The organism is Mariniphaga sp., assembly GCF_041687215.1.
GTDB lineage: Bacteria > Bacteroidota > Bacteroidia > Bacteroidales > Prolixibacteraceae > Mariniphaga.
This window is the reverse complement of the sequence record NZ_JAWLCI010000017.1, coordinates 53,629-68,694: the sequence shown is the minus strand read 5'-3', so window position 1 is coordinate 68,694 and position 15,066 is coordinate 53,629. Positions and strand designations below refer to the sequence as shown.

The 15,066-nt window shown below is 41.5% G+C and carries 13 protein-coding genes; 7 read left to right on the top strand and 6 right to left on the bottom strand.

Annotation, left to right across the window (positions count from 1 at the left end):
• Positions 1 to 119: 119 nt before the first annotated feature.
• The 7 genes from ACESMA_RS08405 to ACESMA_RS08375 all read left to right on the top strand — a co-directional run bounded on the left by ACESMA_RS08405 (position 120) and on the right by ACESMA_RS08375 (position 9,493).
• Entirely contained in the window at positions 120 to 1,484 is a 1,365-nt protein-coding gene (locus ACESMA_RS08405; RefSeq protein WP_372948348.1) for an MFS transporter, read from the top strand.
• A gap of 4 nt (positions 1,485 to 1,488) precedes the next feature.
• On the top strand, positions 1,489 to 2,952 hold the full coding sequence (locus ACESMA_RS08400) for an aminoacyl-histidine dipeptidase (protein ID WP_372948347.1): 1,464 nt from the start codon (positions 1,489 to 1,491) through the stop codon (positions 2,950 to 2,952).
• Between the two features lie 378 nt (positions 2,953 to 3,330).
• Positions 3,331 to 4,095 carry an ATP-binding protein gene (locus tag ACESMA_RS08395; protein WP_372948346.1) on the top strand — a complete coding sequence of 255 codons (765 nt, stop codon included), beginning with the start codon at positions 3,331 to 3,333 and terminating at the stop codon, positions 4,093 to 4,095.
• A gap of 1 nt (position 4,096) precedes the next feature.
• Entirely contained in the window at positions 4,097 to 5,272 is a 1,176-nt protein-coding gene (locus ACESMA_RS08390; RefSeq protein ID WP_372948345.1) for a radical SAM/SPASM domain-containing protein, read from the top strand.
• 9 nt (positions 5,273 to 5,281) lie between these two features.
• Complete coding sequence (locus ACESMA_RS08385; protein ID WP_372948344.1) at positions 5,282 to 6,868, top strand: polyprenyl synthetase family protein; 1,587 nt, start codon at positions 5,282 to 5,284, stop codon at positions 6,866 to 6,868.
• The gene (locus ACESMA_RS08380) at positions 6,858 to 7,691 is read left to right on the top strand and encodes a hypothetical protein (RefSeq protein WP_372948343.1); all 834 of its coding nucleotides are present in this window, start codon (positions 6,858 to 6,860) and stop codon (positions 7,689 to 7,691) included. The genes ACESMA_RS08385 and ACESMA_RS08380 overlap by 11 nt, the downstream gene beginning before the upstream one ends.
• Positions 7,688 to 9,493: a prenyltransferase/squalene oxidase repeat-containing protein gene (locus tag ACESMA_RS08375; protein ID WP_372948342.1), complete on the top strand. Its 1,806-nt coding sequence runs from the start codon at positions 7,688 to 7,690 to the stop codon at positions 9,491 to 9,493. Before ACESMA_RS08380 ends, ACESMA_RS08375 begins: the two co-directional genes overlap by 4 nt.
• Before the next feature lie 20 nt (positions 9,494 to 9,513).
• Here ACESMA_RS08375 and ACESMA_RS08370 read toward each other — a convergent pair whose 3' ends face one another.
• The 6 genes from ACESMA_RS08370 to ACESMA_RS08345 form a co-directional block, all read right to left on the bottom strand.
• A complete protein-coding gene (locus ACESMA_RS08370; RefSeq protein ID WP_372948341.1) occupies positions 9,514 to 9,969 on the bottom strand; it encodes an RES family NAD+ phosphorylase in 456 nt (151 codons plus the stop codon).
• On the bottom strand, positions 9,966 to 10,457 hold the full coding sequence (locus tag ACESMA_RS08365; RefSeq protein ID WP_372948340.1) for an antitoxin Xre-like helix-turn-helix domain-containing protein: 492 nt from the start codon (positions 10,455 to 10,457) through the stop codon (positions 9,966 to 9,968). Before ACESMA_RS08365 ends, ACESMA_RS08370 begins: the two co-directional genes overlap by 4 nt.
• Positions 10,458 to 10,524: 67 nt before the next feature.
• Positions 10,525 to 11,628: an alanine racemase gene (locus ACESMA_RS08360; RefSeq protein ID WP_372948339.1), complete on the bottom strand. Its 1,104-nt coding sequence runs from the start codon at positions 11,626 to 11,628 to the stop codon at positions 10,525 to 10,527.
• A 21-nt stretch (positions 11,629 to 11,649) separates the two neighbouring features.
• On the bottom strand, positions 11,650 to 13,065 hold the full coding sequence (locus ACESMA_RS08355) for a nicotinate phosphoribosyltransferase (RefSeq protein ID WP_372948338.1): 1,416 nt from the start codon (positions 13,063 to 13,065) through the stop codon (positions 11,650 to 11,652).
• An 89-nt stretch (positions 13,066 to 13,154) separates the two neighbouring features.
• Positions 13,155 to 14,432, bottom strand: coding sequence for an adenylosuccinate synthase (locus ACESMA_RS08350; RefSeq protein ID WP_372948337.1), 1,278 nt, complete (start codon positions 14,430 to 14,432; stop codon positions 13,155 to 13,157).
• A gap of 162 nt (positions 14,433 to 14,594) precedes the next feature.
• Positions 14,595 to 15,038, bottom strand: coding sequence for a Fur family transcriptional regulator (locus ACESMA_RS08345; protein WP_372948336.1), 444 nt, complete (start codon positions 15,036 to 15,038; stop codon positions 14,595 to 14,597).
• Between the last annotated feature and the right edge of the window lie 28 nt (positions 15,039 to 15,066).

Genomic DNA, 15,066 nt, shown 5'->3' with positions numbered 1-15,066 from the left:
AGCGTAAAAAGGGTGACTTATTTTGAAAGTCGCCCTTTTTTGATCTGGTCATTTTTATCGGGTGTAATTTTTTTTATTTTTACCCGCCTTAAAAAAATCTATTACTTAAATAATTAAAAATGAATGAACCAAAATTGACCTTGAGAGATTCGAAAAGCATGCGCTGGACGATGCTCGTTATCCTGTCGTTTACCATGTTTGCGGGATACCTTTTTACCGAAGTAATTTCACCTTTAAAGCCAATCCTTGAACGGGTTTATGGTTGGAACAGTGCCGATTATGGCATGGTTACCAGCGCCTATGGGTGGTTTAACGTATTTTTTGTAATGCTCATCCTGGTTGGCGTATTGCTCGACCGTTTTGGAATCCGTTTCAGTACAATCACATCTGTTTTGATAATGATTATTGGCGGAACGATTAAATGGGCAGCTTTTCAGGGATTGTTTCCAATCGACGAGGTAATTTTCGGACTGAATTCCCAGGTGTTTTTTGCCGCATTTGGATATGCATTGTTTGGAGTTGGGGTGGAGTATGCCGGAATAACTGTTTCCAAATCGGTGGTAAAATGGTTTAAAGGAAAGGAATTGGCACTGGCAATGGGAATGCAGGTAGCCATTGCGCGACTGGGATCGTTTGCCCCTCTGGCATTTGGAGCTGCCCTGGCAACCAAATACAGTGTTCCGCTTTATATTTTAATTGCCTTAGTTTTTCTTATTATCGGGTTAATTGGCTTTGTTTATTACAATGTAAAGGATAAACAACTCGACTTGCAAATTAAGTTGAATCTAACCTCAGAAGAGGATAAATTCAGGTTAAGGGATTTTGGTATTATTATTAATAACCGGGGCTTTTGGTATATTGCCTTATTATGTGTACTTTTTTATTCTGCCGTTTTTCCGTTTTACAAATATGGTCCCGACCTAATGGTGAATAAATTTGGCGTGAGTGAAAACTGGGCTGGTCTTCTTCCAAGCCTTGTGCCTTTTGGAACCATGCTTTTGACACCATTTTTCGGCAGTATTTATGACCGAAAAGGGAAAGGTGCTTCCATTATGATTTTGGGTGCAATTTTGCTCATATTTGTCCACTTTATTTTCTATCTGCCGTTTATTACAAGTGTAGTGGCGGCATTTTTTAATGTATTAATTTTAGGCATAGCATTTTCGCTGGTTCCCTCTGCCATGTGGCCTTCGGTTCCGAAAATTATTCCCGACAAACAACTTGGCAGTGCGTATGCATTAATTTTCTGGGTGCAGAATTTCGGGTTGTGGGGAATTCCTCTGGCCGTTGGTATTGTACTCGACAGAACTAATCCCGGTGTTGCTGCAGCAAAGGCAGCCGGACAGGACGTGACTTACAATTACCAGACTACCTGGCTGATTTTTGTTGCATTAACCGTTCTGGCACTCATTGTTTCCCTGCTTTTAAAAAGGGAAGATAAAAAGAAAGGATACGGACTCGAATTACCAAATATAAAACAATAGTACTATGGCAAACATAAAAGACATTCAACCCACCGAAGTGTGGAGTATTTTCGACCAGATGCTGGCCATTCCGCGCCCATCGCGTCACGAAGAAAGGATTCAGGACTGGGCAGTGAATTTTGGGAAAAGCCTTGGGCTTGAAACGCTGAAAGATGAAGCCGGAAATGTAATCATTCGCAAACCGGCCACCTCCGGAATGGAAAACCGTAAAGGTGTGATTTTGCAGGGCCACCTCGACATGGTTCCGCAGAAAAACAGCGATAAAAAACACGATTTTGCAGCCGACCCCATCGAAGCTTTTGTGGATGGTGACTGGGTTACTGCAAACGGTACCACGCTGGGCGCCGACAATGGCATCGGCGTTTCTTCGGCGCTGGCAGTGCTGGCATCGAAAAACCTGAAACACGGTCCGGTTGAGGTGTTGCTTACTGCCACCGAAGAAACCGGAATGGATGGCGCCAATGGCATAAAAGCCGGTGTTTTGCAGGGCGATATTTTAATAAACACCGACTCGGAAGACGAAGGTGAGTTGTATGTGGGTTGTGCCGGCGGCGAAGATGTAAATGTTCTTTTTAATTATGAAGAAGAAGAAATTCCTGCCGGTTTTATGGCTTTCAATCTGAATGTTACCGGCATGAAAGGCGGCCACTCGGGAATTGACATTCCGCTGCAGCGGGGAAATGCCATCAAGGTTTTCTTCCGAATTTTACATGTAGCACAGGAAAAACTGGGTGCGCGACTGGTTGCCATCGATGGAGGCAGTCTGCGTAATGCCATTCCGCGTGAAGCTTTTGGCACTGTTGCCGTAAGCGAAGCCAGTACCGGCGATTTTGTTGCATTGGTGGACGAATTGATGGAGACCATAAAAAAGGAACTTTCAGCCACTGAACCTAATTTGAAAGTGGAGGTGAAAGAGGCCGACCTGCCTTCCGCAATTATGGATGAAAAAACGCAGAAAAATCTCACACTTGCCGTGGTTGCCTGTCCAAACGGTGTTATTCGCATGAGCGATAGCATGGAAGGCCTGGTGGAAACCTCTACTAACCTGGCCATTGTAAAATCCGATGCCAAAGCAAAAACAATTAGCGCCGCCTGCCTGATGCGCAGTTCAGTTGATTCTGCCAAAGAAGAATTGAGTGCGCGAATTAAGGCAGTATTTGAACTGGCCGGCGCTCTGGTTTCCTTTTCAGGCAAATACCCCGGCTGGAAACCCAATATGGATTCGCCCATCCTGAAAACCATGCAGGAAGTGTATAACAAAAAATTTGGTAAGATTCCCGAAATCAAAGCCATTCATGCCGGACTTGAATGTGGTATCCTGGGTGGAAAATATCCGCACTGGGACATGATTTCTTTTGGCCCGACTATCCGTTTTCCACACTCGCCCGACGAAAAAGTGAACATTGGAACTGTACAAAAATTCTGGGATTTTCTGGTGGCAACACTGGAAAATATTCCGGCGAAATAGGAGAATTGTAGTTTTTTACTGCACAATATTTGAAGTGATAGTATGGCTCAAAGTCATACTATCACTTTTTTATCAAACTTGTTCTTCGTCCTTTTCTGAATCCAATAATTTTCTAAACGAAATTTATCAAGATTAATCTGATCCAATCATAAGATTTATAAATTCCAGACTTCCTGATGGTAATTTGTCTGTCTATTATTCCTTTGACATTATTGCTGCAAAAGTTTTAAAAGGCCGAACCCAGTGTGAATTTAAAGTGCAAAAAAAATTGAAATATTCAAATAGTTAGATATCTGTTAACGATGTGTAAACGACAAACCTGCATTTCATCTTTTGCCTAAATTTTGTTTTCTTTAGCTTTTCAATTTTGAAAATTTTATGAGCCAAAAATCGTGTGTGATTTTCTGCCGTTGCGGGGCAAATGTAATTTCCAATAAAAAGCTGGATGAAATTGCTAATGGGTTGAAAAATTTGGATGTTCATGTATTTGAACTACAGGATTTATGCGCGTTTTCGGTCAACGAAAAAGATGTTCTAAATGCCATTGGAACTGAATTTCAGCAAAAAATAGTTATCGCCTGTTATCCGCGTGCAGTGAAAAATATGCTGAAACAGGGTGGTGTCGATTTCGGACAGTTCGAAGTGCTGAATTTCAGGGAACTGTCATCGAATGAAATTTTCATCAAACTACGGGATGAATATCAGATTGCAGAGGGAAAGGCACTTTATCAGGAGCAAATGACTTCGCTGGAAGTTCCGGCCTGGTTTCCGGTAATCGACGAATCGCTTTGTACGCTTTGCGGAAAATGTGCCCGGTTTTGCTTGTTTGGTGTTTACACGTTCGATAAAAAAAGTCTGAAGGTGGTTAATCCGCTGGCATGCAAGGATAAATGCCCGGCGTGTGGTCGCACCTGTCCTACATCCGCAATCATGTTTCCACGGCTTGATGAAAATACTGTGCTGGCAGGAGATGAACCGGGGAATAAAAAAATGACGGTGGACAAAGGAAGTTTGCTGATGACGCTGGATGCCCGCAATCAAAACCGCCGAAACATTTTCAGACAGGGAGTTGTTGAACAGGCAGAAGAGGAACGCCGCAAAGCGCTGGAAGAACTAAAAGCCACGCTGGGCAAAAAGAATTAGAATGCTGAAACGAATTATACAAAATACCGACAAACGTTGCCTTTGGAAAATGGTTTACAACCTGGGCGTGAAAGGAACGCTCAGTTTTAACCGGTTTCAGCGGCGGTTGAAGAGGGGCGAATTTTTTCCGGCGTTTCATTTTATTTCGGTAACCGACGATTGTAATCTGCATTGTCAGGGCTGTTGGGTAACTGGTAAAAAGAAAAACCACCGGCTTTCTCCCAAACAGCTCAACCAGATTATTACAGAAACTAAAGCAAAAGGATCTTATTTTTTTGGAATTCTGGGAGGCGAACCGCTTTTGTATAAGTCGCTTTTCGATGTTTTCCGAGAACATTCCGATTGTTATTTTCAACTGTTTACCAACGGAACTTTGCTTAACCCGTCGGTTGCAGAAGATTTACGTAAGGTTGCCAATGTAACTCCGCTTATCAGTTTTGAAGGCGACGAACAGATTGCCGATGTTCGCCGTGGAGGAAGAAATGTGTACCAACGTACCTGGGAAGCCGTTGAAAATGCAACCTCTGCCGGATTGTTTACCGGCGTGGCCATGAGTGTTTGCAAATCGAACCTGGAACTGGCGCTTTCGCCTGATTTTATTAACAGCCTGATTCAAAAAAATGTGGCCTATCTTTGGTATTACATTTACCGGCCTGTTGGAGAAAATCCGTCGGTTGAGCTGGCGTTGAGTAAAGAAGAAATTCAGCAGTTGCGGCAGTTCATGGTAGATGCCCGGTCAGAATTTGATATTGCCATAATTGATGCCTACTGGGATGAAAACGGAAACGGTTTGTGCCCGGCAGCCTCGGGTCTCAGTCATCATATAAATGCAGCGGGGTTTGTGGAACCTTGCCCGGTTATTCAGTTTGCCACCGACAAAGCCGGCGAAAAGCCTTTGGATGAATTGTACAGGAATTCAGTTTTTTTAAAGGAATTAAAACAGGAAATACCTCGCAAAACATCGGGGTGCATAATTATGGAAGATCCGGCGTGGGTAGTTGAAATGGCTGAAAAACAAGGCGCTACCGATACCTCGGGGAGGGGAAACGAAGCAGAACGCTTGAGAAATATGCCAAAGGTGCCCAGTCACGGTTCAGGAATTCCTGTTCCTGAAAAAAGCTGGGTTTACCGGTTTGCCAAGAAGAAAGCCTTTTTTGGATTAGGCGCTTACGGTTAGAATTTGAATATGATTGAAGTAAACCGCATATTAAAAGTACCCCTGCAATCCGGAATCAGAAATGATTTACGGAAACAGGTTCGTTTGTATGTTTCCGCAAACCGGATTTCACCTCCTTCAAACCTTGAAACTCTTGAAAAAAGTGCCATTAATATTTTAAACAGTGCCGGTTTAAATGGAGAATTACTTGATTTTACCATGGTTTTGCTTGGAAATGAAATCTGGCGCGAAACAGTTATGGCCACACCATTTCACCGGCGGTTGCTTCTTTTGCCACAGTGCCTGCGTAACGACAGCCAGTGCCAGGGTGTTTTTGATGAACTTGGTCTGATATGTTCCGGTTGCCAGGGTTGCCTAATCGATTCTATTTTAAACAGGGCCGAAAAACTTGGATATACCACACTTGTGGCTGAAGGTACCACAGTTGCTATTGGTTTGGTTGAGGAAGGCGCCATTGATGCGGTTATCGGCGTGAGTTGCATGTCGGTTTTGCAACGGTCATTCGAACCGGTTACGCGTGCTGCAGTTCCCGCCATCGGAATTCCGTTGCTAGGTGATGGTTGCTCCAATACCGCCCTGGATTATCATTGGCTTTTTGAGGAAATGGAAAACTTTAACGGATTGAGCGAGCACACTCCGCTTTCCGTTTCTTTGCTGAAAAACCAGGTGGCTGACTATTTTCAACCTCCGGTTTTAAATTCATGTTTTAATGCCGAAAATGAAACCGAAAAACTGGCGCTGAAAATGATGGGAATGGGCGGCCAGCGCATTCGTCCTCTTTTATCTGTTTTAGCCTACCAGTCATATTCGAATGAAATTTCTGAAAACATACAGCAAAATCTCGCTTTGATAATTGAATGCTTTCACAAGGCTTCGCTTATTCATGATGATATTGAAGATGATGAGGAAACCCGCTACGGACAACCTGTTTTGCACCGGTCCAGCGGTATTCCCACCGCAATTAATGTGGGAGATTATCTCATAGGAAAAGGTTACCGGATGCTGGCTCAAACAGGTTTAAAAGCCGAAGTTTTGGCCGAATGCCTGACTGTTGTTGCTGAATCGCACGTGAAACTGGCTGAAGGACAGGGTGCCGATATTTTACTGAATTCGCAGATAACTGAAAAAACAGTGGGCGATGTGCTTCAGATTTTCCGGTTAAAAACCGGTGAAGCTGTAAAAGTAGCACTTCTAACCGGTGCCATTGCAGGTGAAGCACCGCAAACTGATCTTGAATCACTCCGGAAATTTTCAGAATATTTTGGAATTGCTTACCAGATTCGCGACGATTTAAACGAGTTCCGTGAAGAAAATTATTCAGGAAATCTTTTTGATTATCCCTTTTTGCTTGCCCTGTTACAGGAGAAAATGAATGCAGTGGACCATGAATTTCCGCGTATTCTGAGCGAAAATAATCTTATGCTTTTCCGGAGAAATATTGAAAAATTTGATATTGAGAATCAGACAGATCATTTTCTGTTGAAGTATGTGAATAAATGTTATGCGGAACTGGACAATCTTCAGAACCAAAAAATGAGGCTGGGATTGTACAGTGTAATGGGGAAGGTTTTCAAAGAACAAAAACGTGGGCAGTAAATCGGCAGACATTCCAATAGTTTATCAGTTTATCGGGTTGGTACAAAATGGATTTGCCACACTCGATGCTGATATTCAGTCTGAAGTAAAAGAATTTGTTCAGTCCTGTCAGCACTCAGGTGGCGGATTTACTAACCGGGCAGGTCGCCCCGATTTGTATTATTCTCTTTTTGGTGTCTTGCTTTCCAATGCTTTCGGTTTGGAAAAAGCCCTGGAAAATCACAGAAGATTTATTCTTGAAAATGCTGGGCCACAAAAAGAATCGATGAACACATTTGCTGATATTCTTATTCGCAAAATTCTTTTTAATAATGAATTCAAAAAGCCTTCAAAGCTGAAGCTTTTAAGAATGGCGATTAAGAATACCGGGAGCGTGAGTATATTTTACAGAATTTTCCTTTTTTTGATAACTTTTGATGTGCTTTATCAAAATGTAAATTTCAGGCTTTTAGTCCGTCTGTTACTTTCAATTTATTCTCCCTCGGCTGAATCTCCATGTAGTTTTCATGCAGCAGTTTTAACTGCCCGGCAAAAAACTGGATTAAGCATTAATAAAGAATCGAAAATATTACTTTCTTTTTTTGAAGAAGGAAAAGGTTTTAAAACATTCCGGGATGTGAACGAACCAGATTTGCTATCAACTGGTGTGGCCTTATTTTCGCTTAAATTTGCAGGAACTGATTTGCGCCTGGTGACTCCAACTTGTCTGGAACTGGTTCAGCAAAATTACAGCTCTGGTGCATTTTTAGCCGGCAATGGAGACGAAAAGCGTGATTTGGAATACACGTTTTATGGTTTACTCGCTTTGGGAACTTTGGTATGAAACAAAAAAATGAATTGTTACAACGGCTGAATGAATTGGGCAGGAACCTGGTTTCAGAATTAAAGCCTGAAGGATACTGGGAAGGCAGACTTTCATCCAGCGCGTTGGGTGTTGCAGTTGCTGTTGCCGCTTTGTATTTCGATAATCCAAAAGCACATGCCAATGAAATTGACCGTGGATTAAACTGGTTAAAATCGAACATGAATACGGACGGAAGTTTTGGCGATACACCTGAAAGTCCGGGGAATGTGAGCACGAGTTTACTGGTGTATGCCACTGCCAATTTGTTTAGGGAAGGGAAAAGCTGGATAAATTCCTTTCAGAAGCAGATTGCCGGCTATCTTCGAACACAAAATATTGATATTCATTCTGCAAAGGTTTCAAAAGTTATACTCGACCACTACCAGAAAGATTATACTTTTTCAGTACCTATCCTGGCCATGAGCGGACTTTGCGGAATTCCTGACAAAGAAGCATTCAAATATATTCCTCAGTTGCCATTTGAATTGTCATTGTTGCCACGTCCGTTTTACCGGTTGCTGAATTTGAGTGTGGTAAGCTATGCCATTCCGGCTTTGGTGGCAGTTGGTATTGTTATTTTTAAGAAAAAAAATTCAAACCTCTTTTGGAGAACTGTGCGACGGTTTTCAATTCCAAAAGCGTTAAAAATTTTACACAGAATGCTTCCTGAAAGCGGTGGATTTTTAGAAGCAGTTCCACTTACTGCTTTTGTGGCCCTGAGTTTAATCAATGCCGGATATGGTGAAACCGAGATCGTGAAAAAAGGAATCGGGTTTTTAAAAAGTACCCAGCGCAAAGATGGTGGCTGGCCTATCGATGTGGACCTGTCAACCTGGGTTACTTCGCTGTCGGTAAAAGCTTTTCGTTCAAACTTAGATGGATTTATTAATACCGATTTGCAGGATAAAATTACCGACCATTTCAAATTTATTCAGACCAAATCAGTTCATCCGTTTAATGGAAGCAGACCTGGAGGTTGGGGTTGGACTAACTTTCCGGGGTCGGTTCCTGATGGCGACGATACGCCGGGAGTCATTTTAGCATTGCTTAAACTTCAGCCAAAGGAAAAAGTAAAGAAGGAAGTACTTGCCGGATGCCAATGGTTGTTCAACCTGCAAAACAACGATGGTGGTTTTCCTACATTTTCCAGAGGTTGGGGGAAACTACCATTCGACCAGAGTTGCTCCGATCTTACCGGACATAATTTGCTGGCTTTTTCAACGGTTCTGGAAGTTTATCAAAATGAACTTTCACGAAAGCAGAAAAAGAAGCTGCAAAAATCATTTGAAAAAGCACTGCATTACCTCGAAAAACACCAACGCGAAGATGGAAGTTGGCTGCCGCTCTGGTTTGGCAATCAGCAAACGAACGATCATGCCAATCCGGTTTACGGAACGGCAAAAGTTGTCACTTACCTGAAAGATTCCCTGGAACACAAATGGCCTTCAAAAAATTTGAAACAACGTTTAAAAGTTCTGATTGAAATGGGCGCCCGGTATTTGGTTTCTGTTCAAAATGATGATGGAGGCTGGGGTGGTGCAAAAAATATTCCCGGAACAATAGAAGAAACCGCGCTGGCCGTTTCGGCTCTGGCTTCGATTGAAAATCTGGATAAATGCAATGTGGGGTTGTCCTGGCTCGACACTTTCTGTAAACAAAATGGGTTAAAACCCGCTCCGGTAGGGTTCTATTTTGCCTCGCTGTGGTACGATGAAAAGCTGTACCCTACAACAGCTTATTTGGAAGCCATTTCAAGAATACTGGAATTAAGGAAAGAATAGTTTGCCAATATGTTCATGATTTATCTGATTATACGTTTGTCCAGTTCAAGTGGGTAAACTTTCCACTTAATACTTGTGAATTCGATAGCTACAGGATTTAAAATCAGGTTGAGCGATGATTTATCCACCACAGAAGGAACAGCAAAACAAACAACTCCTGAACGAATGATTTCGGTTCCAAACAACTGCGTCGATTTTTTGAACGGAATGGCATCCCAATCCTCCGGCAAATCAGATAATGCCGGCCTTTTTATAAGCTTATCGGAACAGTTCAGTTCCATGATACTGTATAAAACATATCGTTCAGATGCAAAAAGTTCAGGGTCAACTGTCAGTCTTTCAAGCAATGCCGATGCAATGGAGGCACTTCCGTAAAGCACAGGATAACCGGGCAGATTCCACCTTCCTCCATACAATTTCGCCCCCTCTCCGCTGGTATCGCAAAATTCTGTACGTGCAATGCGGTAAATAATCATATGGCAATGCCGTGCTGCAACCTCATAATTTCAGCTTTCAGCAACATCAAACCTTCAGAAACATCAATTAATTCAATGGGTTTCCTGTTCCCAATGCTAAAAAGTGGCCTGTCCATCCAGCGCCTGAAACCTTCATCTCCAAAATAGGAAATACCCAGTGCATACAGTTCAGCAAGCTCGTACATTTTTTCAGACTGAATAACCCCGAAAACTTCTTTTCGCTGGATAGTTTTTGAAGAAACACCCAATGCCTCTGCAAGCGTATTGTTATCTAAACCTGTAATTTCTTTTAGCCGGTCAAAAGACTTCCGGCTCAGGCCTTCCCTGAAAGTGTCAACCCGGTTGAGCGGTTCTGCAACATCGTTGGAATCAACATTCAGGATGGAGTGAATTGAGATGGATTCTGGCTTGTTATAGTACGAAAGTGCCAATGCTGCTTCTGCAACTTTGCCCGATTTTTTTTCTGAGGATTTATATTTCTTTTTCATTTAGTGGAAATTTGTCCACCAAGATACGGATTTTTGTCTGGGGAAAAAAATAATTTCACCATTTTTTTCAGCCTCTTGTATTAATCATTTCAATTTCTTCACCCTCAGTAGTGAGGTATTTCCTGGCCAGGTTTGCTGTAAGGCAGGAATGGATGGGAATGATTTCCACCAAATCACCCACCTGAAAGAGAGGAAAGTTTTTTTGCGACACCTTCAAAATTCCGTGTTCCTGCGAAAGCCTCGCAACATAGTTTCTTGGGCTTAACAGTTTTTTTTCGTTATTCTTGTTTATTACAATTCGGCCATATGATTGTTTTCCATCAATATTTAACAGTGAATCCTGCGAATGATGGATAGCTCCACCATAAATTACAATTTCGTTTCGTGAGGCATGTTTGGCTACAACCGGGCACACCATGCGAACGGCAATGTCCTCAAAACTACATACTCCAAGGTTTTGCTGCATTAAATCGTAAAAAATAAAATTTCCCGGCCTGATTTCGTCCACTCCCGAAAAGTTGGTGCAAATGGAACACGATGGTGTATCACCAATACTGATTTCAATGTTATGATAATAAGACAGATAGCGTTGTTTCAGCGTACGAAGTTTCAGCAGAGAATCGAAATGGCGGCTGAAAATTTCATTAGTTGAGCGCGCAGAATAGGTGTGGCCTGCGTGAGTAAGAAAACCTTTAAATGTGATTTTCTTATTTTCAGCCAGTATCTCCAGGATGGAATTTATTAAACTGATTTTAGATGGTTCAATGCCAGTACGATTCGAACCTGTGTCAATTTTAATGTAAACTCCAATCTTATGTGTTGTTTTTATTGCGAGAGCCGAGGCAGCTTCCCTGTTTTCTATTAAAACATTGAGCTTGATATTGTCTGCCAGCCGGTTTACATTGATAATTTCAAGAACATTTAAAGGAAATGCGATGGTTATATCATTCCAACCGTATCGTGCAAAATATTCGGCCATTTGAACCGATGAAACAGTAATGGCTTCTACTCCATAAATCCGAAACCAGTCACCGATTTCTGCCGACTGGTGCGTTTTAAAATGTGGCCTGAACCGAAGTTGAAAATCCTTTGCTTTTTGCGCCATTCTTTCAATATTGTGCAAGCAAATGCCTTTATCAATAACCAGAGTTGGTCGAATAATTTCTGTCATATTTTTTTTGATAGATGTTTTTTATTTCAACTGTTTTGCCAGTGTGTTTCTGGTTTCCATCAATTTTTCAGAAATTCCAACTTTATAAATATGCGGGCTGATAAAACGTTGATGTTCTTCAGGCAACAACGCTGCTCTTTTTACAAGGTACTGATAAATTTCCTCTGTATTTTTCTGTTCAGAAATTATATCTCCTTTTTTTACCACCAATTGCAACAAGGGTTCTTTTTGCAGCGAAACAATTTTTGTACTTCTCTCAGGATAGATGGGATGAAATATATATTCTGCCTCATTCGGATTTTCATCTGACAGTAAAATGGCATCCCGGTAAAAATTGCCGTCACTGTCAAAACACCTGTAAACCTGTTTCTTACAAGGGAGTGTTACTTTTTCAATATTTTCGGAGAGTTTCATTTTAGGCTGACCATTTATTTCAGAAAGTTTATAAACTCCATCGAGGGCAGCATCGTTTTTGCCGGTAATAAGTTCAGTGCCAATGCCAAAAGCGTCAATTGGAGCTACCTGGTCTTTCAGTAAACTTTTCACCACATGTTCGTTTAACTGGTTCGAAGCAATAATTTTTACATACTCCAGATTGGCTTCATCGAGCATTTTACGGGCTTTTTTGCTCAGATATGCCAGGTCGCCACTATCGAGGCGAATGGCTTTTAACCGGTGACTTTCTTTTTCCATTTCTTTTGCCACCTGAATGACATTTGGAATTCCTGATTTTAGTGTATCGTAGGTGTCCACCAGTAAAGCTGTATTTTCAGGATGAATTTTGGCATAAGCCCTGAATGCCTCAATTTCGCTGTCAAAACTCTGTATCCAGGAGTGGGCTTGAGTTCCACTAACCGGGATATTAAAAATTTTTCCGGCCATTACATTTGAAGTGGAGGAGGCGCCACCAATTGCAGCAGCCCGGCTGGCATGCAGTGCTCCCAAACCCTGGGCACGTCGCAGTCCGAAATCAGCAAACATTTTATCTCCGGTAACTATTTTTATCCGGAATGCTTTGGTCGCAATCAACGATTCAAAATTGAGAATGTTGAGAAGCAAACTTTCAATGAGCTGACATTCAATTACATTCCCCTCAACCTGAAGGACAGGTTCGTTGGGAAATGCAATTTCCCCTTCCGGCATACTAAGAATATTTCCTGAAAAACGAAAGCTTTCTAGGTATTCTATAAACTCTGGTTTAAAACCCTTTTCTTTTAGATACTCAATATCGGAAACTGAAAAAGTAAAGTTGGAAAGCATTTCCAGAAAATCCTGGAGCCCTGCAAAAACAGTAAATCCACCTCTAAACGGATTGGTTCTGAAAAAATAATTGAAGGTGGCTGTGTCGTCTTTTTTTCCACAAAAGAAATACCCCTGAGCCATTGTCAGCTCATAAAAGTCGGTGTAAAGTCCCAATTGTTTTGATATAAATGGCATAAAAAATTCCATTTAAAAGCGATTCCTTAAAGATAATTAAGTTATCGGCAAAAAAGAAACCGGGAACTTAAAATTATGCCTAATGCAGGTTATTCTGTATCGAGGAAAATGGTTTGCTCCCGGTTTGGACCCACTGAGGCAATGGATACCGGAATACCCATTTCGTCTTCAATGAAACTGATGTAATTGTTTAATTCTTCGGGAAATTCATTCTGTTTTTTAATTTTTGTCAGGTCGGTTTCCCATCCGGGTAACTCAACGTAAACGGGCTTTACATCACCGGTGAGTTCAAAGGGGAAATGCTCTACCACCTCGCCGTCAATTTCGTAACCGATACAAATTTTAATCAGTTCAAATGAATCCAAAACATCTGCTTTCATCATAATCAGTTCGGTAACTCCATTCAGCATAACCGAATATTTCAGTGCTACCAAATCGAGCCATCCGCAACGACGTGGCCTGCCGGTTGTTGAGCCATACTCATTACCTGCATCGCGCAGTTTTATGCCGGTTTCGTCATTTAATTCAGTGGGGAAGGGACCCATTCCTACGCGGGTACAGTAAGCTTTAAAAATGCCGTAAACTTTTCCTATTTTTTGAGGGGCAAGCCCGAGGCCAGTGCAGGCGCCGGCACAAATGGTATTCGAACTGGTAACAAAAGGGTAAGAGCCAAAGTCGATGTCGAGCAGAGTACCTTGTGCACCTTCGGCCAGCACCGATTTGCCTTTTTTTAGCAAATCGTTGATATAGTGCTCCGTATCAACAATTTGAAATGATTTTAAAACTTCCACGCCTTCAAACCAATCCTGTTCACATTCAGAAAGAATTTGTTTATAGTCAAAATGGAAGAATTCTGAAAGCATGGTTTTGTGGTTATCAATTCGTTCCTGGTATTTGGTTTCGAAATTGTGCAGCAGATCTCCAACCCGAAGGCCCTCACGTCCGATTTTATCTTTGTAAGTTGGCCCTATTCCTTTGAGTGTTGAGCCAATTTTTGTTTCACCTTTTTTCTGTTCCGATGCTGCATCAAGAATTCGGTGCGTTGGAAGTATCAAATGGGCTTTTTTGGAAATGTAAAGGTTTTTAGAAAGTTCTACACCGATTTTTTTTAATGCGTCAATTTCTTTTTTAAAAACGATGGGGTCAATCACCACGCCATTCCCTATAATATTGATTTTGTTCTCGCGGAAAATACCCGAAGGAATGGTATGCAAAACCTGTTTTATGTTGTTGAATTCCAATGTGTGGCCAGCATTTGGCCCACCCTGAAAACGGGTAATTACATCGTATTTTGGAGTCAATACATCTACAATTTTTCCTTTTCCTTCGTCGCCCCATTGCAGGCCTAACAATACGTCTGCTTTCATTTTTGAATTTTAATTTACAAATGAAACCGTGAAAATATTTTCCTTTGGGAAATGTTTTCACGGTAACTCAATTAAGCGTTTAAAATTACAAATATTTTTGCTTGGCCTGACAAAAAAGATTTCAACAAAAAGTTATTTTATAAAATGATAATGTGAAAACGGTTAGTTGTTTTTAAGAGACTGGCCATAAATGTAAAGGGTATGATGACTAAGCTTAAAATTATTTTTTATGCAGGCGTCTTCAATGATTTCCCGAATCCGGGGATCGAAAAATTCAACCACTTTCCCGTTTGATGTGTCAATAAGGTGGTCGTGCTGCATGGTGGCAAAAGCTTTTTCGAACTGGGCAATGTTTTTCCCAAACTGGTGTTTCACAACCAATTTACATTCAAGCAGTAAATCAATAGTATTGTATAGTGTGGCACGGCTCACCCGGTATTTTTTGTTTTTCATTGAAATGTATAACGATTCAATGTCGAAATGCCCGTCACGCGAATAAATTTCGTCAAGAATGGCAAATCTTTCCGGAGTTTTCCGATGCCCGTTTTTCTCCAGATATTCAGTAAACATGTTCCTTACAGTTTCCCTGGTTTTGTGGTTATTCATACTTCAACCCTTTTTAAACAAGCACCAA